We start from the raw sequence: 23,511 nt of genomic DNA on the forward strand, positions 1-23,511 counted from the left end.
AGTATTCCCGGCTCAGGTAAAGGTCTGGTGTTCGTCATTCGCCGAGGGGGTGTACGAGGGTGGGTCGCGCTGATCGGAGTACGGGTCGCGCACAGAGAAAGTAGCCTGGATTAAGCGAGCGCCCACGATGCCGCGGGCCTTCGGGATGCGGGGAGGCGTGTGATGACACAGGGTTCTGGCCCGCGGTGGGACGACGACACCATGTACGACGGAGGTCGGTCCGGAGGTGGATACCCGGGCGGAGGCGCTCAGTGGGGACCGCCACCGACGTCCGAGTTCGCCCCGGTCGCGCCACCGGCATACGGAACCACTCCGCCGCGCAGGGGAATGTCGGCCGGCCTGGCCGTTCTTCTCACGCTCATGGCCGTGACGATCGTGGGGCTCATCGCTGCAGTTGCGTTTTTCGTGGTCCCCAGCCTCACGGGATCATCGGCTGGGCCCACGACCTCGACTGTCGTGGCCACCGCGACCGCCCCCACCGCCCCGGCGGACCCCGGCGCGCAGGTCGCCCCGGCAGCACCTGCCCAGCCAGGAAGGGCCGCCAAGCCGTCGGGCGCCTACGAATGCTCCGATTCCGGCGGAGGCGCCTACTCGCGGTCGGCCGTGGGGTCCTCCGTGACGTCGTGTGACTTCGCCGTCTCCGTGCGCTCGAGCTATCTGGGCGCGGGTGGGAACGGAGGCCCGATGGTGGTCACGGCGTACAGCCCGGTCACCGGTATCTCCTACACGATGTCCTGCACGGGCGGGACCGTGGTGACCTGTTCTGGCGGGAACAACGCCGTCGTCCACATCTACTGATGGCGGCCGACGCACGGCGGTCGCGGGTTCGTGCACTGACGGTCGTCTCCGGAGGATCCCTCGCCCTGGTCCTCGGCGCCTGCGGCGCGATGGGCCCGGCTGGCAGTGACGTCGTGGTGGTCACTTCGGTCACGACGATCACGCCCGGGAGCCCCTCGCAGGGAGGCGTCGGGGAGGACCCGCCCGAGCCGGTCGGATCACCGACGGAGGCCACCCCCCGAAGTGACCCGATGCCGCCGACCGCCGGAGGGCTGGACGATCTGGTGTCCGCTGCGGCCGGGTTCACCGGAATCGCCGTGACACCGGTCGGAGGCGGCGCGCCGGTCGACGCCGCGGGGGCGTGGACCACAGGCGTCGCGTGGTCGACCATCAAGGTTCCCCTCGCGGTCGCCGCCGCCAGATCCTCACCGCAGGCACTCGAGGCGTCCGCCTCCGCGATCACCTCGTCGGACAACGCTGCGGCGCAGGCGCTGTGGGACGGGCTCGGGGGCGGCGGCACATCAGCCGCAGCGGTCGGTGCCGTGCTCGCAGAGGGCGGAGACCCGACGTCCCAGGTTCCGTCGCAGACCACCAGGCCCGGGTACACGACCTTCGGTCAGACCCACTGGGCGCTCACGGACCAGGCCCGGTTCGGGAGCCGCCTACCGTGCCTGGGCGGCGCGGGACGCGTGGTGGGCCTCATGGGGCAGATCGCGCCTGACCAGCGCTGGGGCCTCGGTCGGATCCCCGGCGCCCGGTTCAAGGGCGGCTGGGGACCGGGGGAGACCGGCGGCTACCTCGTGCGTCAGTTCGGCATCGTCCCAGCGGCCGGCGGCGACGTTGCCGTGGCCATCGCCACCGACGCGCCCTCCTTCGAGGCGGGCGTCGCCACCCTGTCCGGCGTCGCCGACGCGCTGGCACCACGACTGGCGGCGATGCCCGGCGGTTTCTGCTGACGTCCGGGCGGATCGAACAACCGATGCGGTCCAGCAGGTCAGACCCGCGGTAGCGCGGGCAGGGGGATCATCCCGGTGCTCTCGGCGTGGATGCCGCCACCGACCGCGGCGGCCGAGCCGAGGAGCGACGCGAAACCGCCCATGGATCCTTCGCCGTCGGTCAGCGAACCCAGGTCGAGCGAGCCGACCCCGGACGGGGTGCACTCGCCGGCTCTGGATACGGCAGTGCGCAGACCGACCCCGTCGGTAGCGGCGTCGTCGGCCCACAGCACGCGGACGCGGGTGGCGGTGCCCTCGGTGCCGTTGACCGTGCACTCCACGGTCTCGGTGCGGGTGGCGAAGCCCTCGTTGGCGATGTTGGCCATCCCGGCGGGACGGATGTAAACGGTGCCGTCCGTGACCCACTCGGTGCCGTTGAAGGTCATCTCGAGCGAGCGGCCCTCGCACACCTCGTCGCAGAGTACTCGGAGCGTCTCGCGGGCCTCGTCGTAATCGAGGGCCATGACCCCCTGGAACGGCGACTGGTAGGTCTGCACCTGCGACACCGCGCCGTCGGCGCCGAGCCTCACGAAGTGCACCTTGCCGGTCCCCTCGACGCCCACCGCGTAGACATCACCCGGGATGCCGCGCAGGTACTCGACTGCTTCCAGGCCGGCATTGGCTCCGATCTCGCCGACGATGTCCGTCAGGTCGTACTCGACGGTGGCGTTCAGGGTGCCCTCGTCGCCGGACTCGGGCAGCGAGAAGCGCAGGATCGACGGCCGACTGGTGCCCTTGTCCGCGTTGTTGCGCTCGGTGGCCACGTAGATCGCGCCGCCGGCGCCCACGGTCACGCCCTCGGCGTCCGGGATCCCGGTGCCGTCGGTGTACTTGAGCTCGTAGGTCCGGGTCACCGAGTAGCTGCCCTTCGCCCGGTCATAGGCGAGCACGTAGAGGGTCCCGGTGCCGTTGTTCACCACGTACGCGGTGCCGTCGGCGGCGATGTCGACCCCCGACATGTCGTCGCCGGCGAGGTCTCCGCCGAGCGCGACGGCCTCGATGGTCTGCGGATCCAGCGGCCACGGTGACGTCTTGACCGGCTCCTCGACGTTTGCGGAGGCGTTGCGACCACTGCGTGTCGGCTCGGCGGTCTCGGCGAACTCCCCGGTCTTGTCCGGGATCCGACCCCACGTGGTCGCGGCGTGACCGCTCCAGGTGGTGGAGTCCACCACGGTGCCGGCGGCATCGCGCAGCGTCACCGTGTCGTTGGCACCCAGGCCGAATCCGAGCGGGCTCTCGTCGGTGTAGACGGAGAGGTAGCCGCCCGACTCGATCACGGTGCCCTCGGCGAACGTGTACGGGGCGTGGGTCGCGTCGTTGTCGATGAGCGTCCAGCCGGAGATATCCAGCTCCTGATCGGCGTTGGTGTTGGCTAGCTCCACCCAGTCGCCCACGGGGTCTCCGTTGGACTCGACCTCGTTGATCACTATGTCGGCGGCGGTGGCCGGGGGCGCGCCCACCGCGAGCGCGGGCACTCCCACGACGGTGGAGGTTGCGAGTGCGAGGACGAGGACGCCGGAGGACAGTGGGCGCAGGCGCATCGGAGGGCCTTTCAGGCGAATCGCTGTGAGTAGGTCGGCGCGAACCGTACGGGCCCCCGGTGCCCGGGAGCAGGACGGGATGTGACGACGACCTGAACTCCGCGTGGAGGCGCGGCTACCGGCCGACGGACTCGGTGGACACGGCCCGCTCATGGGTTCGCCGACCCTGCTGCTGGCCGACGAGCCCACCAGCGCGCTCGACTCCGAGGCCGGCGCCGCCGTGATGGAACTGCTGCTGGGCGTGGTGCGCGAGTTCGACGTGGCGCTGATGCTGTTCACCCACGACACCGCGGTGGCCGCGCAGTGTGACGAGACGGTCCGGATGGTCGACGGGGGCGATGGCGTGAAGAGCGGCCGCAGTCGGGCGGGCGACACCGTCGACCGGCGTCGAGCCCGTGTCACCGGCCGACATCGGATGGATCGCGCCAGGCACACCCGCATAGGCGGCGTGAAGTGGCCACAACAGCGGGCGCACCTAGACTGGGACGGGCATTCGCGTGCCCGCCGGACTGTCGATCCGGGTGGTTCACGATGCCCGTCCTCCGCGACCCCATGGAAAGGCCTCACCATGCTCTCCCGCATCGATCTGCGCGGTCGAACTCTCGGCACCGCCGAGCTGCGCCGCACGCTCCCGCGCGGTGCCGCGGACGTCGACTCGGTCGTCGACACCGTGCGCCCGGTGGTCGAGGCGGTCCGCGAGCACGGAGCCGGGGCGGCGCTCGATTACGGAGCGACGTTCGATGGCGTGCGTCCGACGGCGGTGCGCGTCCCCGCCGAGGTGATCACCGAGGCGGAGAAGACCCTCGAGCCCGGAGTCCGCGCGGCGCTCGTCGAAGCCATCCGCCGCGCGCGCATCGTCCACTCCGCCCAGAAGCGCACCGATACGGTCACCGAGGTCGCCTACGGCGGGTTCGTCACCGAGAAGTGGATCCCCGTCGAGCGGGTGGGGCTCTATGTCCCGGGAGGCAAGGCCGTCTACCCCTCGAGCGTCATCATGAACGTCGTCCCGGCCCAGGTCGCCGGCGTCGGATCGCTCGTCGTGTCCTCACCGCCGCAGGCCGACTTCGGAGGATGGCCGCACCCGACCATCCTCGCCGCGTGTTCACTCCTCGGAGTGGACGAGGTCTGGGCCGTCGGCGGCGCGCAGGCCGTCGCGCTCCTCGCCTACGGAGGGGAGGACACCGATGGCGCGGTCCTCGAGCCCGTCGACATGGTCACCGGCCCCGGCAATGTTTACGTCACCGCCGCCAAACGGCTGTGCCGCAGCGTCGTGGGCATCGACTCCGAGGCCGGCCCCACCGAGATCGCGGTCCTCGCCGACGAGACCGCCGACCCGGTGCACGTCGCCTACGACCTCATCAGCCAGGCCGAGCACGACTCGAACGCCGCCAGCGTCCTGGTCACGGACTCGGAGACGTTCGCGGACGCGGTCGACCGCGAGATCGAGGCCCGGTACGACGTCACCCTCAACTCCGAGCGCGTGCGCGAGGCACTCGAGGGGCCGCAGTCGGGCATCGTCCTGGTCGACGACATCGACGCCGGTCTCAAGGTGGTCGACGCGTACGCCGCCGAGCACCTCGAGGTGCAGACCCGCGACTCCGCCGCCGACGCCGCGCGCGTCCGCAACGCCGGCGCCGTCTTCGTCGGCGCCTATTCGCCGGTCCCGCTCGGCGACTACGCCGCCGGGTCCAACCACGTCCTGCCCACCTCCGGCACCGCCCGCCACTCGTCGGGCCTGAGCGTGCAGACCTTCCTCCGCGGCATCCACATCGTCGACTACGACCAGGCCGCCCTCAAGGAGATCGCCCCCACGGTCGTGGCGCTGGCCGACGCCGAGCGGCTGCCCGCCCACGGCGAGGCCGTGCGCGCCCGCTTCGAGGACCTCGCCGCGGGGCGGGACGAGCGATGACCGCCGGCCCCCGCCCCGGCGTCGGCCTCGACGCCCTGCCGCTCCGGGACAACCTCCGAGGCCAGAGCGCGTACGGCGCGCCCCAGCTCGAGGTCCCCGTCCAGCTCAACACCAACGAGAACCCGCACCCGCCCGGCCCCGCGCTGGTCGCCGACATCGCCGCAGCCGTGTCCGCCGCCGCGACGGACCTCAACCGCTACCCCGACCGCGACGCCGTCGGACTGCGCACCGACCTGGCCGCGTACCTCACCCGGCAGACCGGTGTCGCCGTGGACGTCGACATGGTGTGGGCCGCCAACGGCTCCAACGAGATCCTCCAACAGCTGCTGCAGGCGTTCGGTGGTCCCGGGCGGTCGGCCATGGGGTTCGTGCCCAGCTACTCGATGCACCCCATCCTCGCGTCCGGCACCGATACCGAGTGGATCCCCGTGCCTCGGGGCGAGGATCTGTCGATCGACGTCGACGCCGCGTTGGCGGCGATCGACCGCCACCGGCCGGACCTGCTGTTCGTCACCACCCCCAACAACCCCACCGGTCACGTCGTGGACCTCGACGACCTGCGTCGACTGCTCGACGCGGCGCCCGGCATCGTGGTGGTGGACGAGGCGTACGCGGAGTTCTCCCCGTCGCCGAGCGCCTGCACCCTGCTGGCCGAGTATCCGGCGAAACTGGTCGTGTCGCGCACGATGAGCAAGGCCTTCGCGTTCGCCGGCGGTCGCCTCGGCTACTTCGCGGCCGATCCGTCCTTCGTCGAGGCGGTACTGCTCGTGCGACTGCCGTACCACCTGTCGATGATCGCGCAGGCCGCCGCCCGCGCCGCCCTGCGTCACGCGGACGAGACGCTGGCCTCGGTCGCGCTCCTCGCGGAGGAGCGCAAGCGCGTCACCGCCGGACTCGAGGCGCAGGGCTACGAGGTGCTGCCCAGCGAGGCCAACTTCGTGCTCTACGGCCCGTTCGCGGACGCCGGACGCGCGTGGCAGCGCTACCTCGACGCCGGAGTGCTGATCCGTGACGTGGGCATCCCGGGTCGGCTTCGTGCGACCATCGGGCTCGAGCACGAGAACGACCGGCTGCTGCAGGTGAGCGCCGACCTGGCGGCCGATGAGATCGCCACCGGAACCGAGGAGAGACGATGAGCGAGCACAACGCGCGGCGGGCACGCGTCGAGAGGACGACCAAGGAGTCGTCGATCGTCGTGGAGATCGACCTCGACGGCACCGGTCAGACCGACATCTCGACCGGGGTGCCGTTCTTCGACCACATGCTCACCGCCTTCGGGCAGCACGGCGCCTTCGACCTCACGGTCCGCGCCACGGGCGACATCGAGATCGAGGCTCACCACACCGTCGAGGACACGGCGATCGTCCTGGGCCAGGCGTTCGGTCAGGCACTGGGGGACAAGCGCGGGATCCGACGTTTCGGACAGTGTTCGATCCCCATGGACGAGACGCTCGCGGAGGCCGTCGTCGACGTCTCCGGCCGTCCCTACTGCGTGCACACCGGTGAGCCGGACATGATGCTCGGGTACCTCATCGTGGGCCACGACAGCGCGCCGTACGGCACGGTCCTCAACCGGCACGTGTTCGAGACGCTGGCCTACAACGCCCGGATCGCCCTGCACGTCCGCGTGCACTACGGACGCGACCCGCACCACATCACCGAGGCGGAGTACAAGGCCGTCGCCCGCGCCCTGCGCGCCGCCGTCGAGCCCGACCCGCGCATCACGGGGATCCCGTCGACCAAGGGCGCGCTGTGATGGCGGCGTGAGTGCTCGAGTAGAGAACCCGGGGGCGTTCGCACGCCTCGCCCGCACCCCCGGCGTGCCCGCGGCCTTCGTCCTCGTCCTGCTCGCCTTCGGCGGTTTCTCCCTGCTCCTGCCGGTCGTCCCGCTGGCGGTCGTCCGCGGCGGCGGCAGTGAGCTCGTCGCCGGCGCCACCACCGGTGTCTTCATGACGGTGACGGTCCTGTTCCAGTTGGCCACCCCCCGGCTCACGGGGGTCATCGGGTACCGCTGGGTCCTCGGGATCGGCAGCGCACTGCTGGGCCTGCCCTCGGGCCTGCTGGCGGTCTTCGACGGGTCGTTCGCGGTGCTGGCCATCAGCGGAGTGCGCGGCGCCGGCTTCGGCATGATGACGGTCGCCGGTTCCGCGCTCGTCGCCGAACTGGCACCGCCGGGGATGCTGGGACGCGCGACCTCGCTGATCGGCCTCGCCGTGGGCATCTCCGAGGCGCTCTTCCTGCCGGTCGGGCTGTGGCTGCTCGACCTGTTCGGGCTGCCGACGGTGGCCTGGGCCGCCACGGCCTTCGGCGTCGTCGGACTCGTCGCCGCGGTGCGTCTGCCACACGTCTTCCCGACCCCGCCCGAGGGGACCGACCACGAGGGGATGGGACCCCGGAAGGTGCTGTTCCTGCTCGCCGGACCGTTCCTGGTGATGGTCGCGGTGACGCTGCCCTACGGCGCGGCGGCCTCGTTCCTGTCGCCGGCCCTCGACTCGATCGTCTCCGGCAGCGGCGCCGTCGTCGCCGGGCTGGGGCTCGGCCTGCTGGGCGCCGGCGTCATCGTCGGCCGCACCGTCGCGGGACTCGTGTCGGACCGGCGCGGCCCCGGCGCGCTGGTGTGGCCCGGACTGGGTGTCGCAGCTCTCGGAATGCTGGGCATCGCCTGGCTGTTGACACTGGAGGCGAACCCCTGGTGGTTCCTCGTCCCGACCGTGGTCTTCGGCCTCGGGTTCGGCGCCATCCAGAACGAGGCCCTCGTGGGCTCGTTCGAGCGGATGCCGCGGTCCCGGCTGGGCACCGCGTCCGCGTCGTGGAACATCTCCTTCGACGCCGGCACCGGGCTCGGGTCGGTGGTCATGGGTGGGTTCGCGGGTTTCGGTTACGTCGTGCTGTTCACGGTCGCGGCCGGGATCGTCCTCGTGGTGGGCGGCCCGGCGGCTGTGGGAACACGCCGCACGCGGCCCGTACGAGATCTGGCCTCAGACGACAGCGGCGATAAGGTGAACTCATGACGAAGACGGCCCCGCGGGTGGCGCTCCTGGACTACGGCTCCGGCAACCTGCGCTCGGCTCACCGCGCTCTCGAGCGTGTCGGCGCCCGGGTGGAGCTGACCTCCGACCCGCGCGTGGCGACCGAGGCCGAGGCGCTCGTGGTGCCCGGCGTCGGTGCGTTCGCCGCCTGCATGAAGGGCCTCGAGGCGGTCAAGGGGCCCCGCATCATCGGAGAGCGTCTCGCGGGCGGTCGCCCGGTCCTCGGCATCTGCGTGGGTATGCAGGTGATGTTCGAGCGCGGAACCGAGTTCTCGGACGGCGAGCACGAGGACTCTCCCGGCGCCCCCGGCTGTGGGGAGTGGCCCGGTGTCGTGGAGAAACTCGACGCCCCGGTCCTGCCGCACATGGGATGGAACACCGTCGAGGCGCCCGCGAGCACCGTGCTGTTCGCCGGAATGCCCGCCGACGAGCGCTTCTACTTCGTGCACTCCTACGGCGTCCAGCGGTGGGAGATGGAGCCCTCCGACCACCTGCGCGCCCCCGACGTCACGTGGGCGGAGCACGGGACCCGGTTCATCGCCGCGGTCGAGAACGGCCCGCTGTCGGCCACCCAGTTCCACCCCGAGAAGTCCGGGGACGCGGGCCTGCAGCTCCTCGAGAACTGGATCCGCTCTGTCGCCTGAGAGCGACCGCGGCCCGGCCGCGGTGTCGTTCGCCGCGCTCGCCGTGGCGGTGGCGGGGGCGGGCGTCCTGGTTCTCGCGCTCACCGCGCTCGCGGTCGCACTGCTGCCCCTGCCGCCCGCCGGGCGCGCGGTCGTCGCCCTCGTCGGGGTCGTCGCGACGGTGGCGGCGATGGGCCTGACGTCGCGCCGGATCACCGATCGCGCGATCCGCGCCGAGTACGGCGAGGAGCCCGGCGGGCAGGCGGAGCGCCCCGCTGACGACGGACTAGGCTGATGCCCGTGACCAACGCCAGATACCTCGAACTCCTGCCCGCCGTCGACGTCGCCGACGGGCAGGCCGTCCGCCTCGTCCAGGGCGAGGCCGGGACGGAGACCTCCTACGGTGCACCGCTCGACGCGGCGATGCAGTGGCAGAACGACGGCGCCGAGTGGGTACACCTGGTGGACCTGGACGCCGCGTTCGGACGGGGCACCAACCGGGAGCTCCTCGCCGAGGTCGTGCGGGCGCTCGACGTCAAGGTCGAGATGTCCGGCGGGATCCGCGATGACGAGTCGCTTGAGGCCGCGCTCGCCACCGGCTGCGCGCGCGTCAACCTGGGCACAGCCGCGCTCGAGAACCCCGAGTGGTGCGCCTCGGCCATCGCCCGCCACGGTGACCGCATCGCGGTGGGTCTCGACGTGCGGGTCATCGACGGCGAGCCGCGGCTGCGCGGCCGGGGATGGGTCTCCGACGGCGGCAACCTGTGGGAGGTCCTCGAGCGCCTCGACAAGGACGGGTGCGCCCGCTACGTCGTCACCGACGTGTCCAAGGACGGCATGCTCAACGGGCCCAACCTGGAGATGCTCTCCCAGGTGTGCGCTGCCACCGACGCGCCGGTGGTGGCCTCCGGTGGCGTCTCGTCCGTCGCGGATCTCGAGGCCATCGCCTCGCTGGTGCCGCAGGGCGTGGAGGGGGCCATCGTGGGCAAGGCCCTCTACGCCGGTCGGTTCACCCTTCCCGAGGCGCTCGCCGCCGTCAGCGGCCGCTGAATCCGTCGAGCGCCGTGTTCACCCGGTAGCTCCACCCCCGCCCGACCTCGAGCAGGAGGCCCGAGATGTCAGATCAGACCGGAAACACCCTGCCGACGGATCTCCCCGTCGACCCCGCCGAGGCGCTCGCGCTGGCGACGCGGGTGCTCGACGAGGTGACGCCCCGGTTCGTCGAGGGCGTCGGCGCCCCCGGCGTCCAGAACAAGGGCGCACGGAACGACTTCGCCACCGAGCTGGACCTGGAACTGGAGCGCCGGATCTCCGACGCGCTGCGTGAGGGGACGGGCCTCGAGGTGCACGGTGAGGAGTTCGGCGGCCCGCCCGTGAACGAGGGCACGCTGTGGGTGGTCGACCCGATCGACGGAACCGCCAACTACTCGCTGGGCATCCCGACGGCGGGCATCCTCGTCGCGTTGGTCCACGAGCGCCAGCCGGTGCTCGGCCTGACGTGGCTGCCGTTGCTCGGCCTGACGTTCACCTCGATCGCCGGTGGGCCGCTCATGGAGAACGGCGTCGAGTCCCCGCGGATGTCGGACGTCTCCATCCGCGACGTGGCACTCGGACTCGGCTCTCTCAATACCGGCGCCCGGACCACGTACCCGCCGGCCTACCGCCGCGAGGTGTTCGAACAGCTCACCCTCGACGCCGCGCGGACCCGCAAGTTCGGCTCGACCGGTGTCGACCTGTCGTTCGTCGCGTCAGGGCGGCTGTCCGCCGCGGTGAGCTTCGGCAACTACGCCTGGGACAACGCCGCGGGCGCCTCCCACATCCGTGCCGCGGGCGGTGTCGTCACCGACCTCACGGGTGGACCGTGGTCCATCGACTCGCCCTCGCTGCTGGCGGCGGCCCCACGCGCCCACGCGGAGGTGTTGGACACGGTTCGGCAGCTCGGTGAGCCGGGGAACTTCTTCGAGGCCGGTCGACGCCGGTCCACGCCGGAACCCGAGAGTCCGCGCCCGTGGCTGGCCGGGGAGCGGTGATCCGGCCATGACACTCGCCACCAGGGTCATCCCGTGTCTCGACGTCGACGCCGGCCGTGTGGTCAAGGGCGTGAACTTCCTCGATCTCCGCGACGCCGGCGATCCCGTGGAGCTCGCCGCGGCCTATGACGCGCAGGGAGCGGACGAGCTCACGTTCCTCGATGTCACCGCGTCGTCCGCGGGTCGCGGCACCATGATCGACGTGGTCCGCCGCACGGCCGAGCAGGTCTTCATCCCACTCACCGTGGGCGGCGGCGTCCGTGCCGAAGAGGACGTCGACCAGCTCCTGCGGGCCGGCGCCGACAAGGTCAGCGTGAACACCGCGGCCATCGCCCGACCTGAGCTACTCGGTGAGCTCAGCCGGCGCTTCGGTTCGCAGTGCATCGTGCTCTCCGTCGACGCGCGCACCGTGCCCGAGGGCTCAGAGCCGACGCCGTCGGGGTGGGAGGTCACCACGCACGGTGGCCGCCGCGGCACCGGCATCGACGCCGTCGAGTGGGCCCGGCGCGGGCAGGAGCTGGGCGTGGGGGAGATCCTGCTCAACTCGATGGACGCCGACGGCACCAAGGAGGGTTTCGACCTGGCGATGGTGCGGGCGGTCCGTGAGGCCGTGTCGATCCCCGTCATCGCCTCGGGAGGCGCGGGCGCGGTGGAGCACTTCGCGCCCGCCGTCCACGCCGGGGCGGACGCGGTGCTGGCCGCCAGCGTCTTCCACTTCGGGGAGATGACCGTCGGCGACGTCAAGAAGGCGCTCGCGGCCGAGGGGATCACGGTCCGATGACCGCGCACGTCCTGGACCGGTCCATCGCCGAGCGGCTCTCACGCAATGCCGACGGCCTGATCGCGGCCGTCGTGCAGGACGCCACCTCGGGTCGGGTGCTCATGATGGCGTGGATGGACGACGCCGCACTCGCCGAGACCCTGGCGACCCGCCGCGGCGTGTACTACTCGCGCTCGCGGGGTCAGCGTTGGGTGAAGGGGGAGACCTCGGGCCACGTGCAGCACGTCCGTAGCGTGGAGATCGACTGCGACGGGGACACCGTCCTGCTCCGGGTCGACCAGACCGGGGCGGCGTGCCACAACGGCACGACCAGTTGTTTCGACACCGCCACACTTCTCGGGGAGGACTGATCGCCGTGCCGTTCATCCAGATCAACCAGCTCGACGGGATGACCGCGGAGGGCAAGGCCCGCGTCATCGAGGCCGTCACCGCGGCGTACGCGGAGGCCTCGGGCAAGGACCCCGCGAAGGTGTGGGTCCACGTCAACGACATGCCGCACGACTCCTTCGGCATCGGCGGCAAGGCCCTCGGATGAGCACCGCGACCACCACGTTGGAGCAGTTCCGCGCGCTCGCCGCGGGGCACCGGGTGGTGCCGGTCGTACGCACGGTGCTCGCCGACTCCGAGACCCCGCTGTCGGCGTACGTCAAGTTGGCGGGGGACCGCCCGGGGACGTTCCTGTTGGAGTCGGCCGAACACGGGCGCTCCTGGTCGCGGTGGTCGTTCATCGGCTGTGGCGCGGCGGCCGCGCTGACGGTCGACGAGGCCGGCGAGGCGACGTGGTGGGGCAGCGTCCCCGCCGGCGCCCCGACCGGCGGTGATCCGCTGGACGCCCTCCGGCGGACCCTGGAGCTGCTGCGGACCGACCAGATCGTGGGCCTGCCGCCGCTGACGTCCGGGATGGTCGGATACCTGGGGTACGACATCGTCCGCAGGCTCGAGCGGATCGCGCCCGACACGGTCGACGACCTACGGGTGCCGGAGCTCGTCCAGTTGCTGGCCACGGATCTGGCCGCCTTCGACCACCACGAGGGCCGGATCCATCTCATCGCCAACGCCGTCAACTGGGACGGCAGCGACGAGCGGGTGGACGAGGCGTATGCGGACGCGGTCGAGCGGCTCGAGTCGATGACGGGGCGTCTCGCCGAGCCCGGCGCCGGCGGGGTGAGCGTGTTCGACACACCTGATCCGCGGGTGCGTCGTCGCACCGACGAGCCCACCTATCACGCGCGGGTCGCCGACATCATCGAGCAGATCCACGCGGGCGAGGCGTTCCAGGTGGTGCTGAGCCAGCGCTTCGAGGTCGACACCGACGCCTCGCCGCGCGATGTGTACCGCATCCTGCGGACCACCAACCCCAGCCCGTACATGTTCCTCATGACGATCCCGGACGGCACGGGGCCGGACGGGTTCGGCGGGACGGCGTTCACGATCGTGGGATCGAGCCCGGAGGCTCTGGTCACCGTGGTCGACGGCGTCGCCACGACCCACCCCATCGCGGGGACGAGGCCCAGGGGTGACGACGACGAGCACGACATCCTGCTCGCCAAGGACCTGGTGGACGACGCCAAGGAGAACGCCGAGCATCTGATGTTGGTCGACCTCGGGCGCAACGACCTGGGCCGCGTCTGCGTCCCGGGCACGGTTGAGGTGACCGAGTTCCGCCAGGTGGAGCGGTACAGCCACGTGATGCACCTCGTGTCGACGGTGACGGGGCGCCTGGCCGACGGGCGGACGGGCATCGACGCGGTGACCGCGTGCTTCCCGGCCGGCACCCTCTCGGGTTCCCCGAAGCCGCGGGCCCTGCAGATCATCGAGGACCTCGAGGACACCCGCCGCGGCGTGTACGGCGGCGTGGTCGGCTACGTGGATTTCGCGGGCAACACCGATCAGGCCATCGCGATCCGCTCGGCGGTGATCAAGGACGGCACCGCGTTCGTCCAGGCCGGGGCCGGCATCGTCGCCGACTCGGTGGCGGCCTCGGAGGACGCCGAGTGTCGCAACAAGGCGATGGCGGTCCTGCGGGCCGTCTCCGCCGCGGAGACGCTGCGGCCGGCAGGGGAGTCCCGGTGAGCCGTCGCGCCCGGCTCCTGGTGCCCGTCGTCCTGCTGCTCGTCGGCGCGGCCCTGCTGTGGATCGCATCCCGGATGGTGTGGCTCGACGTGGCCGCGTTCAACGACCAGTCGGGTGAGGCCCGGCGCGCGCTCACCGGCGCCGAGTGGCAGCCGGCTCTGGTGCCGCTCGCGCTGGGCGCCCTGGCCGCCATCGCGGCGGTGGCGTTGGTGCGGGGGCTCGCGGCCCGCGCCGTGGGAGCGGTCATCGCCCTGCTCGGGATGGCGGCCGTCGCGTTGCTGATCTCGTCGGTGGGCGGCGTCGACGCCGAGCGGGTCCATACGGTGATCACGAGTGACGAGGGGGTCGCCCGGACCAACGCGGGGCCGGGCGCCGAGGGCTCCGAGTCGATCCCGGAGTGGTCCCGGATCACCGAGTTGTCGACCCGGCCGGTGGGCCCGTCGCTCACCGGCGCCGGCGCGGCCGCGCTGCTCGCGGCGGGGATCGTCGTCCTCGCGCGGCCGGCGCGTCCGGTGCGGCGCGACGACCGGTACGTCACGCCCGCCGTACGCCGCGGAACCGGCGGAGAACCGAGGGATGGCGCGGACGGCGACGCCGGTCGTGACCTCTGGTCGGAGCTCGACGAAGGACGCGATCCGACCGGTTGACCGCGACGGGGTGGACCCGATTCGGGAACCCGGCTCCGGACCTCTATTGTTGATCTCGATCACACTTTCCGCCCCGATCACTGCTGAGGGAGGTCACGGTGGGTACCGTGCTGGACTCGATTCTCGACGGGGTCCGCGAGGACGTCGCGGCCCGCGAGGCCGTCATCGACCTGGAGTCGGTGAAGAAGGCGGCCCTGTCCGCCCCGGACCCGCTCGATGCGCTCAAGGCGCTGCGCGACCCGGGTGTGGGCGTCATCGCCGAGGTGAAGAGGGCGAGCCCGTCCAAGGGGGCGTTGGCCGACATTCCCGATCCGGCGGTGCTGGCCCGCATGTACGAGGACGGCGGGGCGCGGATCATCTCGTGCCTGACCGAGGAGCGACGCTTCCACGGCAGCCTGGCCGATCTCGACGCGGTCCGGCGCGCGGTCGACATCCCGGTCCTGCGCAAGGACTTCGTCGTGGGGCCGTACCAGATCCACGAGGCGCGGGCGCACGGAGCGGACCTGGTCCTGCTCATCGTGGCCGCCCTCGAGCAGGACGCCCTGGTGTCGCTGCTGGACCGTACCGAGTCGCTCGGGATGACCGCGCTGGTGGAGGTCCACACCGAGGAGGAGGCGGACCGCGCCCTGGAGGCCGGAGCGAGCGTCATCGGCGTCAACGCCCGCAACCTCAAGACCCTCGAGGTCGACCGGGACGTGTTCTCCCGCATCGCACCGGGCCTTCCGTCCGACGTCGTGAAGATCGCCGAGTCGGGTGTCCGGGACGCCTCCGACCTCCTGGCGTACGCCAGCGTGGGTGCGGACGCGGTCCTCGTCGGCGAGGGGCTGGTGACGCAGGGCGACCCGCGTGCGGCCTGCAACGCGCTGGCCACGGCGGGTGCTCACCCCTCCTGCCCGCAGGGACCCCGCTAGGCCCCGGTGGTGGGCTTCCGGCAGACTGGGAGTCGTGAACTCCAAGGATCTGACGTCACTGCCCACCATGGGGGAGGTGCTCCGGACAGCCACCGGACACGAGCCTGACCAGCGCGGCCACTGGGGGGCGTTCGGGGGCCGTTACGTTCCCGAGGCGTTGATGGCGGTCGTGGACGAGGTGACCGACGCCTACGCCAAGGCCCGCGCGGACGAGGAGTACCTCGACCAGCTGGACCGGCTGCAGAAGCACTATTCGGGTCGGCCGTCCCCTCTGTACGAGGCCACGCGGTTCGGCGAGGAGATCGGCGCCCGGGTCTTCCTCAAGCGCGAGGACCTCAACCACACCGGCTCGCACAAGATCAACAACGTGCTCGGTCAGGCGCTGCTCGCCCAGCGGATGGGTAAGAACCGCGTCATCGCGGAGACCGGCGCCGGCCAGCACGGGGTGGCCACCGCCACCGCGTGTGCGTTGCTGGGGTTGGAGTGCAAGATCTACATGGGCGCGGTCGACGTGCGGCGTCAGGCGCTCAACGTCGCCCGGATGCGTCTGCTGGGTGCGGAGGTCGAGGCGGTGGAGATCGGCTCGGCCACCCTCAAGGACGCGATCAACGAGGCGATGCGGGACTGGGTCGCGCACGCCGACGACACCTACTACGCGTTCGGCACCGCGGCCGGGCCGCACCCGTTCCCGACGATGGTCCGCGACTTCCAGCGGATCGTCGGTGCCGAGGCGCGGGTGCAGATCCTCGAGCAGGCGGGACGGCTGCCGGACGCCGCGGTCGCCTGCGTCGGCGGTGGTTCCAACGCGATCGGCCTGTTCCACCCGTTCATCGAGGACGAGGCCGTGCGCCTCGTCGGCTGCGAGGCCGGCGGTGACGGTGTGGAGACCGGGCGTACCGCGGCGACCGTCAACGCCGGCCGGCCCGGCGTGTTCCAGGGCTCGTACGCCCACCTCATGCAGGACGAGGACGGTCAGACGATCGAGTCGCATTCCATCTCCGCCGGCCTGGACTACCCGGGCGTCGGTCCGGAGCACTCGCGGCTGTCGGAGATCGGTCGCGCCGAGTACCGGCCGATCACCGACGCCCAGGCGATGGACGCCTTCGCGCAGTTGTGCCGTACGGAGGGCATCATCCCGGCCATCGAGTCCGCGCACGCGGTCGCGGGAGCGGCCCAGCTCGCCGCCGAGGGGGTCGGCCTGCTCCTGGTCAACGTTTCCGGCCGCGGGGACAAGGACGTCGACACCGCCGCGCGGTGGTTCGGGTTGTTGGGCGGTGGTGAGCCGCCGGAGGCCGGGGTGGATTCGAGCCAGGGTGCCGACGACGGCGAGGGTGCGTACGCGGACGGGGGAGTCGAGGGATGAGCGTTCTCAGCGACGTGTTCGAGCGGTGCCGGGCAGAGAACCGGGCCGCGCTCATCGGCTACTACCCGGCCGGGTACCCGACCCTCGAGGGATCGATCGAGGCGGTCCGGACGATGGTCGAGGGCGGCTGCGACATCATCGAGGTCGGCATCCCCTACTCCGACCCCATGATGGACGGCCCCACCATCCAGGCCGCCGCGGACACCGCCCTCGAGGCGGGATTCCGGGTCGCGGACACCTTCGAGGTCGTCCGGGCGGTTGCTGACGCCGGCGCGGTGCCCGTGGTGATGACCTACTGGAACCCCGTCCTGCAATACGGGGTCGACCGCTTCGCCGCCGATCTCGCGGCGGCCGGCGGCACCGGCGTGATCACTCCCGACCTCATCCCCGACGAGGCGGACGACTGGATCGCCGCCTCCGATGCGCACGGCATCGACCGGGTATTCCTCGTGGCCCCGTCGTCCACCCCGGAACGGCTGGCGATGACGCTGTCGCGCACGGGTGGCTTCGTCTACGTCCAGGCGGTGATGGGGGTGACCGGCGCGCGTGACGTCGTTTCGGACGCGCCGCGCACGCTCACCCGGCGCGTACGCGAGATATCCGATCTGGCCTGTGGTGTGGGTCTGGGTGTGCGGAACGGCGACCAGGCCGCCGAGATCGCCTCCTACGCCGACGGCGTCATCGTCGGCTCGGCGCTCATCACGGCGGCGACCGAGGGGCCGGACGCGCTCAGGCGTCTGACGGCGGAGCTGGCCGAGGGTGTTCGCCGCGGGGTGTGGTCGTGATCCCGAGTCCTCCCCAGGGCGTGTGGGAGATCGGCCCGTTCCCCTTGCGCGCCTACGCGTTGTGGATCATCCTCGGCATCGTCATCGCCGTCTGGTGGGGCGAGAAGCGATGGGTCGCGCGTGGTGGGCGGGCGGGCGTCGTGCTCGACACCGCACTGTGGGCGATCCCGTTCGGTCTCATCGGCGGGCGCATCTACCACGTGGCCACCGACTGGTACCGCTACTTCGGCGAGGGTCGCAACCCGGTCGACGCGCTGAAGATCTGGGACGGCGGCCTGGGCATCTGGGGTGCCGTCGCGTTCGGTGCGCTCGGGGCCTACATCGGACTGCGGCAGCAGGGGATCCGGGCCCTCGGCGCACTGGGGGACTCGATCGCGCCGGGCGTCGTGCTCGCGCAGGGCATCGGCCGTCTCGGGAACTACTTCAACCAGGAGCTCTACGGACGCGAGACAGACGTGCCGTGGGCCCTGGAGATCTACCAGCGCTACGACGAGGCGTACGGCTACTCCGAGACCATCGGGCGTTCCACCGGGCAGGTGCTGGCGACGGTGCACCCCACGTTCCTCTACGAACTGCTGTGGAACGTCCTCGTCGCGGTCGCGCTGGTGCTGATCGACCGCCGGTTCAGGCTCGGACACGGCCGGCTCTTCGCCCTCTACGTGGCGCTGTACTGCTTCGGCCGGTTCTGGGTCGAGTTGCTGCGCGCCGACGCCGCCACCGAGGTGTTCGGCCTCCGGATCAACACGATCGTGTCGCTGGTCGTCATGATCGCCGCGCTGCTGTACTTCTGGCGTGCCCGCCGCGGCCGTGAGGCCCCCTCGGAGCTGCGCGCTCCCGGCGATCCCGTGGACGAGTCGGTGGGGGACGGCCCGACGGACGCACCCCCGTTGTCCGGCCGTTGACGTCGGGTTAACCGGCCAGCCGGTCGAGGGGACTAGATTGGGTCGGGTGAATCGTCGTACCAAGATCGTCTGCACCCTGGGTCCCGCCGTCGCCTCGGAGGCCGGCATCCGTGAGCTGGTCGACGCGGGGATGGATGTCGCCCGCCTCAACTTCAGTCACGGAGAGCATGCCGACCACGAGGCCAACTACAAGTGGGTCCGCAAGGCCTCCGACGAGTCCGGACGCGCGGTCGGCGTGCTCGCGGACCTCCAGGGCCCCAAGATCAGGCTGGGCCGGTTCATCGAGGGCCGGCACGAGTGGGCGGAGGGCGACCACGTCGTCATCACCGTCGCGGACGTCGAGGGCACCAAGGACCGCGTCTCCACCACGTACAAGGGTCTCGCGGCCGACGCGCGCCCGGGGGACCGCCTGCTGGTGGACGACGGGAACATCGGCTTGACCGTCGAGCGGGTCGAGGGCGACGACGTGCACTGCGTCGTCACCGAGGGCGGCACCGTGTCCAACAACAAGGGCGTCTCGCTTCCGGGCATGAACGTCTCCGTGCCCGCACTGAGCGAGAAGGACATCGCCGACCTGAGGTTCGCCCTCGCTCTGGGCGTCGACTTCATCGCGTTGTCCTTCGTGCGGTCCCCCGCGGATGTCGACCTCGTGCACGAGGTGATGGACGAGGTGGGCATCCACGTCCCCGTCATCGCCAAGCTCGAGAAGCCCGAGGCCGTCAAGAACCTCGAGTCCATCGTGCTGGCGTTCGACGCCATCATGGTGGCGCGCGGCGACCTGGGCGTCGAGCTGCCGCTGCAGGAGGTCCCGCTGGTCCAGAAGCGGGCCATCCAGATCGCCCGCGAGAACGCCAAGCCGGTCATCGTGGCCACGCAGATGCTCGAGTCGATGATCACCAACTCCCGGCCCACGAGGGCGGAGGCCTCCGACGTGGCCAACGCGGTCCTCGACGGGGCGGACGCGGTCATGCTCTCCGGCGAGACCTCCGTGGGCAAGTACCCCATCGACGCCGTGCGGACGATGTCCTCGATCGCGCTGGCTGTGGAGTCGGATTCCACCGCCGCACCCGACCTGGTCCACATCCCGCGCACCAAGCGTGGCGTGATCTCGTACTCGGCGCGCGAGATCGGCGAGCGGCTCGGGGCGAAGGCGCTCGTCGCGGTCACCTCCACCGGTGACACCGTCCGGCGTCTCGCCCGCCTGCACAGTCACCTGCCACTCATCGCCATCACCGGCGATCCGCGCATCCGCAGTCAGCTGTCGCTGACGTGGGGAACCGAGACCTTCCTCACCGACCGCGTCACCGAGACGGCGGAGCTGGTGAAGGTCACCGACGAACTCCTGCTCCCGGTCGAGGGATACAACGAGGACGACCTCATCGTGATCGTCGCCGGCAACGTGCCGGGGGTGGAGGGGTCGACCAACTTCATCCTCGTGCACCGGATCGGCGAGGCCGACCACTGAACAGGGCGGGGACGAGGCGTCGACCGCCTGTAGTCACCATCTGATAACACCCGGAAGCGCCGGTGAGCACCCCGCTCACCGGTGCTTTCGTCTGAGTTCGTGCTTTTGACGTGACAGCGCCGAGACAATTCTGTTACCTTCTTGGAGGCCACCGGGGAAGCCGGTCGGCTCACCGCTTCACCCCTCTAGACCCCGAGGTTTCCCCTGATGTCCGACGCCACTCGCATCACCTTCGCCGAGCTCGCAGACCGACTCGGCGTCGAGGGTTCCGGCGCGACCGCCGGTCGCCACCGTGCAGCCCGTTCCTCCAACGCCGTGGGCCGCCTCGTCGCCGGCACCGTCGCCGGCGCGGCCCTCACCGGCGGCGCGGCCCTCGCCGCCGCCCCCGCCGCGTCCGCGCAGTCCGCCGAGATCGGCGTGGACCAGCTCACCGAGATGGCGCAGGGTGTCGTCCAGGGCATCGGACTCACCCCCGAGCAGCTGCGCGAGTACGCGATCGACCCGGCGATGTTCGGTTCGCTCGGCCTCCCGGCCGCCGGTGGTGCGCACGCCCCGACCTACGGCCCGATCACCTCCGGCTTCGGCCCGCGCTGGGGCACGTTCCACAACGGCACGGACTTCGGCGCCCCGATCGGCACCCCGATGTTCGCCGCCAAGTCGGGCACCGTCGTCGCGGCCGGGCCGGCGTCCGGGTACGGCCAGTGGATCCGCATCCAGACCGACGACGGGCACCTCCTCGAGTACGGCCACAACGATCAGAACTACGTCTCCGTGGGGCAGCGGGTCAACGCCGGCCAGGTCATCGGGACGGTCGGCAACCGTGGCTACTCCACCGGGCCGCACCTCCACTTCGGTGTGCGGAACCCGGCCGGCCAGTGGATCGATCCCGTGCCGTGGCTGCTCGCCAACGGCATCGCGGTCTGATCGCGAGGGCCTCGCCGTCTGACCGGGCCATCCCGGCTCACGCACGCACTGCGCCCCGCCTCCTCTGAAGGAGGCGGGGCGCATCGCTTTGTGCGGCCGGGCTCCGTGCGCTTCTGACAGAGTGGGTGGGGAGTATCCACATCTAATCGAGAGGCGATCCATGTCGCAGACCGTGAAGGGCGTCATCGCCCGCAGCAAGGGTGCCGAGGTCGAACTGGTCGATGTCGTGGTGCCCGATCCGGGGCCCAACGATGTCATCGTTCGGGTGCAGGCGTGCGGCGTCTGCCATACCGATCTGGCGTACCGGGACGGCGGCATCAACGACGAGTACCCCTTCCTCCTCGGCCACGAGGCCGCAGGAGTCGTCGAGACCGTCGGGGACCGCGTCACGCACGTGGCCGAGGGTGACTACGTCGTCCTCAACTGGCGGGCGGTGTGTGGCGAGTGCCGTGCCTGCAAGCGCGGGCAGCTCGAGTACTGCTTCAACACCCACAACGCGTCGAAGCCGATGACCCTCACCGACGGCACCGCGCTCACGCCCGCTCTCGGTATCGGGGCGTTCATCGACAAGACGCTGGTCCACGAGGGCCAGTGCACGAAGGTCGATCCGTCCGCCGATCCGGCGGTCGCCGGTCTGCTCGGCTGTGGCGTGATGGCCGGCATCGGTGCCGCGATCAACACCGGCAAGGTGACCCGCGGCCAGTCCGTGGCCGTGATCGGGTGCGGCGGTGTGGGCGTCGCCGCGATCGCCGGCGCGCGACTCGCGGGCGCCTCCGAGATCATCGCGGTGGACATCGACGACACCAAGCTCGAGTGGGCCAAGGACTTCGGGGCGACCCACACGGTCAACTCGACCTCCACGGACCCCGTCGCCGCGATCCGGGAGTCCACCGGCGGTTTCGGCGCAGATGTCGTGATCGACGCGGTCGGCCGGCCCGAGACGTACGAGCAGGCGTTCTACGCCCGCGACCTCGCCGGCACGGTCGTCCTCGTGGGCGTCCCCACGCCGGAGATGCGCCTCGAGCTCCCGCTGCTGGACTTCTTCGGCCGCGGCGGGTCCCTCAAATCCTCCTGGTACGGCGACTGCCTGCCCGAGAGGGATTTCCCGATGCTCGTCGACCTGCACCTGCAGGGTCGACTCCCGCTGGAGAAGTTCGTCTCCGAGCGGATCGGCATCGACGCCGTCGAGGCGGCGTTCGACGCCATGAAGTCCGGTTCCGTGCTGCGATCGGTGGTGACGTTGTGAGTGAGATCTACACCAGCGCCGGCTACGCCGGTGGACTGCGTATCGAGAAGGTCATCACGAGCGGGATCTTCGCGCTCGACGGCGGCGAATGGGAGGTGGACAACAACATCTGGATCCTCGGGGACGACTCCGAGGTGTTCGTGATCGACGCGGCCCACACGGCCCAGCCGATCATCGACGCCGTCGGAGGGCGGAAGGTCAAGGGCATCCTGTGCTCGCACGCCCACAACGACCACATCACCGTCGCCCCCGAGCTGTCCGAGAAGTTCGATGCGCCGATCCTCGTGCACCCGGGCGACAAGATGTTGTGGGACGAGACGCATCCCGACGTGTCCCACCGTGAGCTGCAGGACGGTCAGCAGTTCGAGATCGCGGGCACCCGCGTCGACGTGATGAACACCCCCGGGCACTCGCCGGGCTCGTGCGTGTTCCACGTTCCCGAGGCGGGTGTCCTGTTCTCGGGCGACACGCTGTTCTCGGGCGGGCCGGGCGCCACCGGGCGCTCGTACTCGGACTTCCCGACGATCATCACCTCCATCCGCGAGCGGATCCTCACGCTCCCGGCGGAGACCCTCGTGCACACCGGTCACGGTGACGGCACGAAGGTCGGGGACGAGTCCCCGCACCTCGAGGAGTGGATCAGGCGCGGGCACTGATACCCCGCGCAGAACCAGCCGGCCCGCGGTGGCCCGCCCGGTGTGACGCCGGGTGGTGTCGCCGCGGGCCGGTCCCGTCCCGGCGGGCCGACCGGCTGTCAGACCCACCGCTCGGCGGGCCGATACGGACCGCCGACGTCGGGCAGGATGGGAGTGGTCTGACGCGTCCACTGGGCGCCACCCTCGCAACCGCGTCGGGTGCGAGAGGGTCGGACCCACGAGGAGGAGTCACCGACATGGCCAGGGTCACCGCAACCAACACCATCGTCATCGAGGCACCGGTCGATGCCGTGACCACGGCGATCGCCGACTACGCCCGGGTCCGGCCGCGGATCCAGCCCGAACAGTTCAGCGCCTACCGGCTGATCGAGGGCGGGCAGGGCCACGGCACCGTCGCGGCCTGGAACCTGCAGGCGACGAAGAAGCGCAACCGCGACGTCAAGGCGACCGTGACGGTGGACGACGCGGGCGCGCACTGGTCGCTCGTGGAGAAGGACGAGAACTCGTCCATGGCCACCACGTACACCGTCCGCGAGGCCACGGGCGGCTCGCTCGTCGAGATGACCACGTCCTGGGACGGAGCCGGGGGAGTGGGCGGGTTCTTCGAGCGGACCTTCGCGCCGGCCGGCCTCAAGCGCATCCAGCACCAGCTGCTGACCAACCTCAAGGCCGACATCGAGGGATAGCTCCCTGGGGCGGGTGCTGAACGGCGTAGCGCTCCGGCCACGGTGCGGAACGGTGCGGCGAGGTGGTGCCCCCGGTCGGACTCGAACCGACACTGGACGGGTTTTGAATCCGTTGCCTCTGCCAATTGGGCTACGGGGGCGAGCGCGGCGAGCCGCTGGTCGGTGAGT

General features: G+C 71.1%; 25 protein-coding genes and 1 tRNA gene. 24 read left to right on the forward strand and 2 right to left on the reverse strand.

Features of this window, described 5'->3' with window-relative positions:
- The first annotated feature begins 360 nt into the window (after nucleotides 1-360).
- Entirely contained in the window at nucleotides 361-798 is a 438-nt protein-coding gene (locus tag KHA85_RS02770) for a serine/threonine protein kinase (RefSeq protein ID WP_213184735.1), read from the forward strand.
- The gene (locus KHA85_RS02775; protein ID WP_236885078.1) at nucleotides 798-1,733 is read left to right on the forward strand and encodes a hypothetical protein; all 936 of its coding nucleotides are present in this window, start codon (nucleotides 798-800) and stop codon (nucleotides 1,731-1,733) included. The genes KHA85_RS02770 and KHA85_RS02775 overlap by 1 nt, the downstream gene beginning before the upstream one ends.
- 38 nt (nucleotides 1,734-1,771) lie before the next feature.
- Here KHA85_RS02775 and KHA85_RS02780 read toward each other — a convergent pair whose 3' ends face one another.
- Complete coding sequence (locus KHA85_RS02780; RefSeq protein ID WP_213184736.1) at nucleotides 1,772-3,313, reverse strand: lamin tail domain-containing protein; 1,542 nt, start codon at nucleotides 3,311-3,313, stop codon at nucleotides 1,772-1,774.
- A gap of 568 nt (nucleotides 3,314-3,881) precedes the next feature.
- On the opposite strand from KHA85_RS02780, the gene hisD reads away from it, so the two are divergent.
- The 22 genes from hisD to KHA85_RS02890 all read left to right on the forward strand — a co-directional run bounded on the left by hisD (nucleotide 3,882) and on the right by KHA85_RS02890 (nucleotide 23,343).
- Nucleotides 3,882-5,222: a histidinol dehydrogenase gene (gene hisD, locus KHA85_RS02785; protein WP_213184768.1), complete on the forward strand. Its 1,341-nt coding sequence runs from the start codon at nucleotides 3,882-3,884 to the stop codon at nucleotides 5,220-5,222.
- Nucleotides 5,219-6,358, forward strand: a complete 1,140-nt coding sequence (locus tag KHA85_RS02790; RefSeq protein WP_213184737.1) for a histidinol-phosphate transaminase — start codon at nucleotides 5,219-5,221, stop codon at nucleotides 6,356-6,358. Before hisD ends, KHA85_RS02790 begins: the two co-directional genes overlap by 4 nt.
- Entirely contained in the window at nucleotides 6,355-6,978 is a 624-nt protein-coding gene (hisB, locus tag KHA85_RS02795; RefSeq protein WP_007632006.1) for an imidazoleglycerol-phosphate dehydratase HisB, read from the forward strand. The genes KHA85_RS02790 and hisB overlap by 4 nt, the downstream gene beginning before the upstream one ends.
- Nucleotides 6,979-6,985: 7 nt before the next feature.
- Entirely contained in the window at nucleotides 6,986-8,233 is a 1,248-nt protein-coding gene (locus KHA85_RS02800) for an MFS transporter (protein ID WP_213184738.1), read from the forward strand.
- Nucleotides 8,230-8,895, forward strand: a complete 666-nt coding sequence (hisH, locus tag KHA85_RS02805; RefSeq protein ID WP_007632009.1) for an imidazole glycerol phosphate synthase subunit HisH — start codon at nucleotides 8,230-8,232, stop codon at nucleotides 8,893-8,895. Before KHA85_RS02800 ends, hisH begins: the two co-directional genes overlap by 4 nt.
- 22 nt (nucleotides 8,896-8,917) lie before the next feature.
- Entirely contained in the window at nucleotides 8,918-9,169 is a 252-nt protein-coding gene (locus tag KHA85_RS02810; RefSeq protein ID WP_213184739.1) for a hypothetical protein, read from the forward strand.
- The gene (priA, locus tag KHA85_RS02815; RefSeq protein ID WP_007632011.1) at nucleotides 9,169-9,924 is read left to right on the forward strand and encodes a bifunctional 1-(5-phosphoribosyl)-5-((5-phosphoribosylamino)methylideneamino)imidazole-4-carboxamide isomerase/phosphoribosylanthranilate isomerase PriA; all 756 of its coding nucleotides are present in this window, start codon (nucleotides 9,169-9,171) and stop codon (nucleotides 9,922-9,924) included. Before KHA85_RS02810 ends, priA begins: the two co-directional genes overlap by 1 nt.
- Before the next feature lie 65 nt (nucleotides 9,925-9,989).
- Nucleotides 9,990-10,904, forward strand: coding sequence for an inositol monophosphatase family protein (locus tag KHA85_RS02820; RefSeq protein ID WP_007632012.1), 915 nt, complete (start codon nucleotides 9,990-9,992; stop codon nucleotides 10,902-10,904).
- Between the two features lie 7 nt (nucleotides 10,905-10,911).
- Nucleotides 10,912-11,685: an imidazole glycerol phosphate synthase subunit HisF gene (gene hisF, locus KHA85_RS02825; RefSeq protein ID WP_061228790.1), complete on the forward strand. Its 774-nt coding sequence runs from the start codon at nucleotides 10,912-10,914 to the stop codon at nucleotides 11,683-11,685.
- Nucleotides 11,682-12,035 (forward strand): phosphoribosyl-AMP cyclohydrolase, encoded by a 354-nt coding sequence (hisI, locus tag KHA85_RS02830; protein WP_007632014.1) that lies wholly within the window; start codon nucleotides 11,682-11,684, stop codon nucleotides 12,033-12,035. Before hisF ends, hisI begins: the two co-directional genes overlap by 4 nt.
- Before the next feature lie 5 nt (nucleotides 12,036-12,040).
- Nucleotides 12,041-12,220 carry a tautomerase family protein gene (locus KHA85_RS02835; protein WP_007632015.1) on the forward strand — a complete coding sequence of 60 codons (180 nt, stop codon included), beginning with the start codon at nucleotides 12,041-12,043 and terminating at the stop codon, nucleotides 12,218-12,220.
- On the forward strand, nucleotides 12,217-13,758 hold the full coding sequence (locus tag KHA85_RS02840; RefSeq protein WP_213184740.1) for an anthranilate synthase component I: 1,542 nt from the start codon (nucleotides 12,217-12,219) through the stop codon (nucleotides 13,756-13,758). Before KHA85_RS02835 ends, KHA85_RS02840 begins: the two co-directional genes overlap by 4 nt.
- Complete coding sequence (locus tag KHA85_RS02845) at nucleotides 13,755-14,405, forward strand: TIGR02234 family membrane protein (protein WP_308936837.1); 651 nt, start codon at nucleotides 13,755-13,757, stop codon at nucleotides 14,403-14,405. Before KHA85_RS02840 ends, KHA85_RS02845 begins: the two co-directional genes overlap by 4 nt.
- Before the next feature lie 98 nt (nucleotides 14,406-14,503).
- Nucleotides 14,504-15,316 (forward strand): indole-3-glycerol phosphate synthase TrpC, encoded by an 813-nt coding sequence (gene trpC, locus KHA85_RS02850; RefSeq protein ID WP_007632826.1) that lies wholly within the window; start codon nucleotides 14,504-14,506, stop codon nucleotides 15,314-15,316.
- Nucleotides 15,317-15,383: 67 nt separating this feature from the next.
- A complete protein-coding gene (trpB, locus tag KHA85_RS02855; RefSeq protein ID WP_213184770.1) occupies nucleotides 15,384-16,679 on the forward strand; it encodes a tryptophan synthase subunit beta in 1,296 nt (431 codons plus the stop codon).
- Nucleotides 16,676-17,464, forward strand: coding sequence for a tryptophan synthase subunit alpha (trpA, locus tag KHA85_RS02860; RefSeq protein WP_213184741.1), 789 nt, complete (start codon nucleotides 16,676-16,678; stop codon nucleotides 17,462-17,464). The genes trpB and trpA overlap by 4 nt, the downstream gene beginning before the upstream one ends.
- Nucleotides 17,461-18,366, forward strand: coding sequence for a prolipoprotein diacylglyceryl transferase (gene lgt, locus KHA85_RS02865; protein WP_043568683.1), 906 nt, complete (start codon nucleotides 17,461-17,463; stop codon nucleotides 18,364-18,366). The genes trpA and lgt overlap by 4 nt, the downstream gene beginning before the upstream one ends.
- A gap of 46 nt (nucleotides 18,367-18,412) precedes the next feature.
- Nucleotides 18,413-19,831, forward strand: coding sequence for a pyruvate kinase (pyk, locus tag KHA85_RS02870; protein WP_007632833.1), 1,419 nt, complete (start codon nucleotides 18,413-18,415; stop codon nucleotides 19,829-19,831).
- Nucleotides 19,832-20,038: 207 nt separating this feature from the next.
- Nucleotides 20,039-20,755, forward strand: a complete 717-nt coding sequence (locus KHA85_RS02875) for a M23 family metallopeptidase (protein ID WP_213184742.1) — start codon at nucleotides 20,039-20,041, stop codon at nucleotides 20,753-20,755.
- A gap of 160 nt (nucleotides 20,756-20,915) precedes the next feature.
- On the forward strand, nucleotides 20,916-22,001 hold the full coding sequence (locus tag KHA85_RS02880) for an S-(hydroxymethyl)mycothiol dehydrogenase (RefSeq protein ID WP_061915614.1): 1,086 nt from the start codon (nucleotides 20,916-20,918) through the stop codon (nucleotides 21,999-22,001).
- Nucleotides 21,998-22,657 carry an MBL fold metallo-hydrolase gene (locus KHA85_RS02885; protein ID WP_213184743.1) on the forward strand — a complete coding sequence of 220 codons (660 nt, stop codon included), beginning with the start codon at nucleotides 21,998-22,000 and terminating at the stop codon, nucleotides 22,655-22,657. Before KHA85_RS02880 ends, KHA85_RS02885 begins: the two co-directional genes overlap by 4 nt.
- 236 nt (nucleotides 22,658-22,893) lie before the next feature.
- Nucleotides 22,894-23,343 carry an SRPBCC family protein gene (locus KHA85_RS02890; protein WP_063973184.1) on the forward strand — a complete coding sequence of 150 codons (450 nt, stop codon included), beginning with the start codon at nucleotides 22,894-22,896 and terminating at the stop codon, nucleotides 23,341-23,343.
- A gap of 63 nt (nucleotides 23,344-23,406) precedes the next feature.
- Here KHA85_RS02890 and KHA85_RS02895 read toward each other — a convergent pair.
- Nucleotides 23,407-23,483 (reverse strand) — tRNA-Leu (locus KHA85_RS02895).
- Nucleotides 23,484-23,511 lie beyond the last annotated feature (28 nt).

Source organism: Dietzia massiliensis, from assembly GCF_018390595.1.
Classification (GTDB): domain Bacteria; phylum Actinomycetota; class Actinomycetes; order Mycobacteriales; family Mycobacteriaceae; genus Dietzia; species Dietzia massiliensis.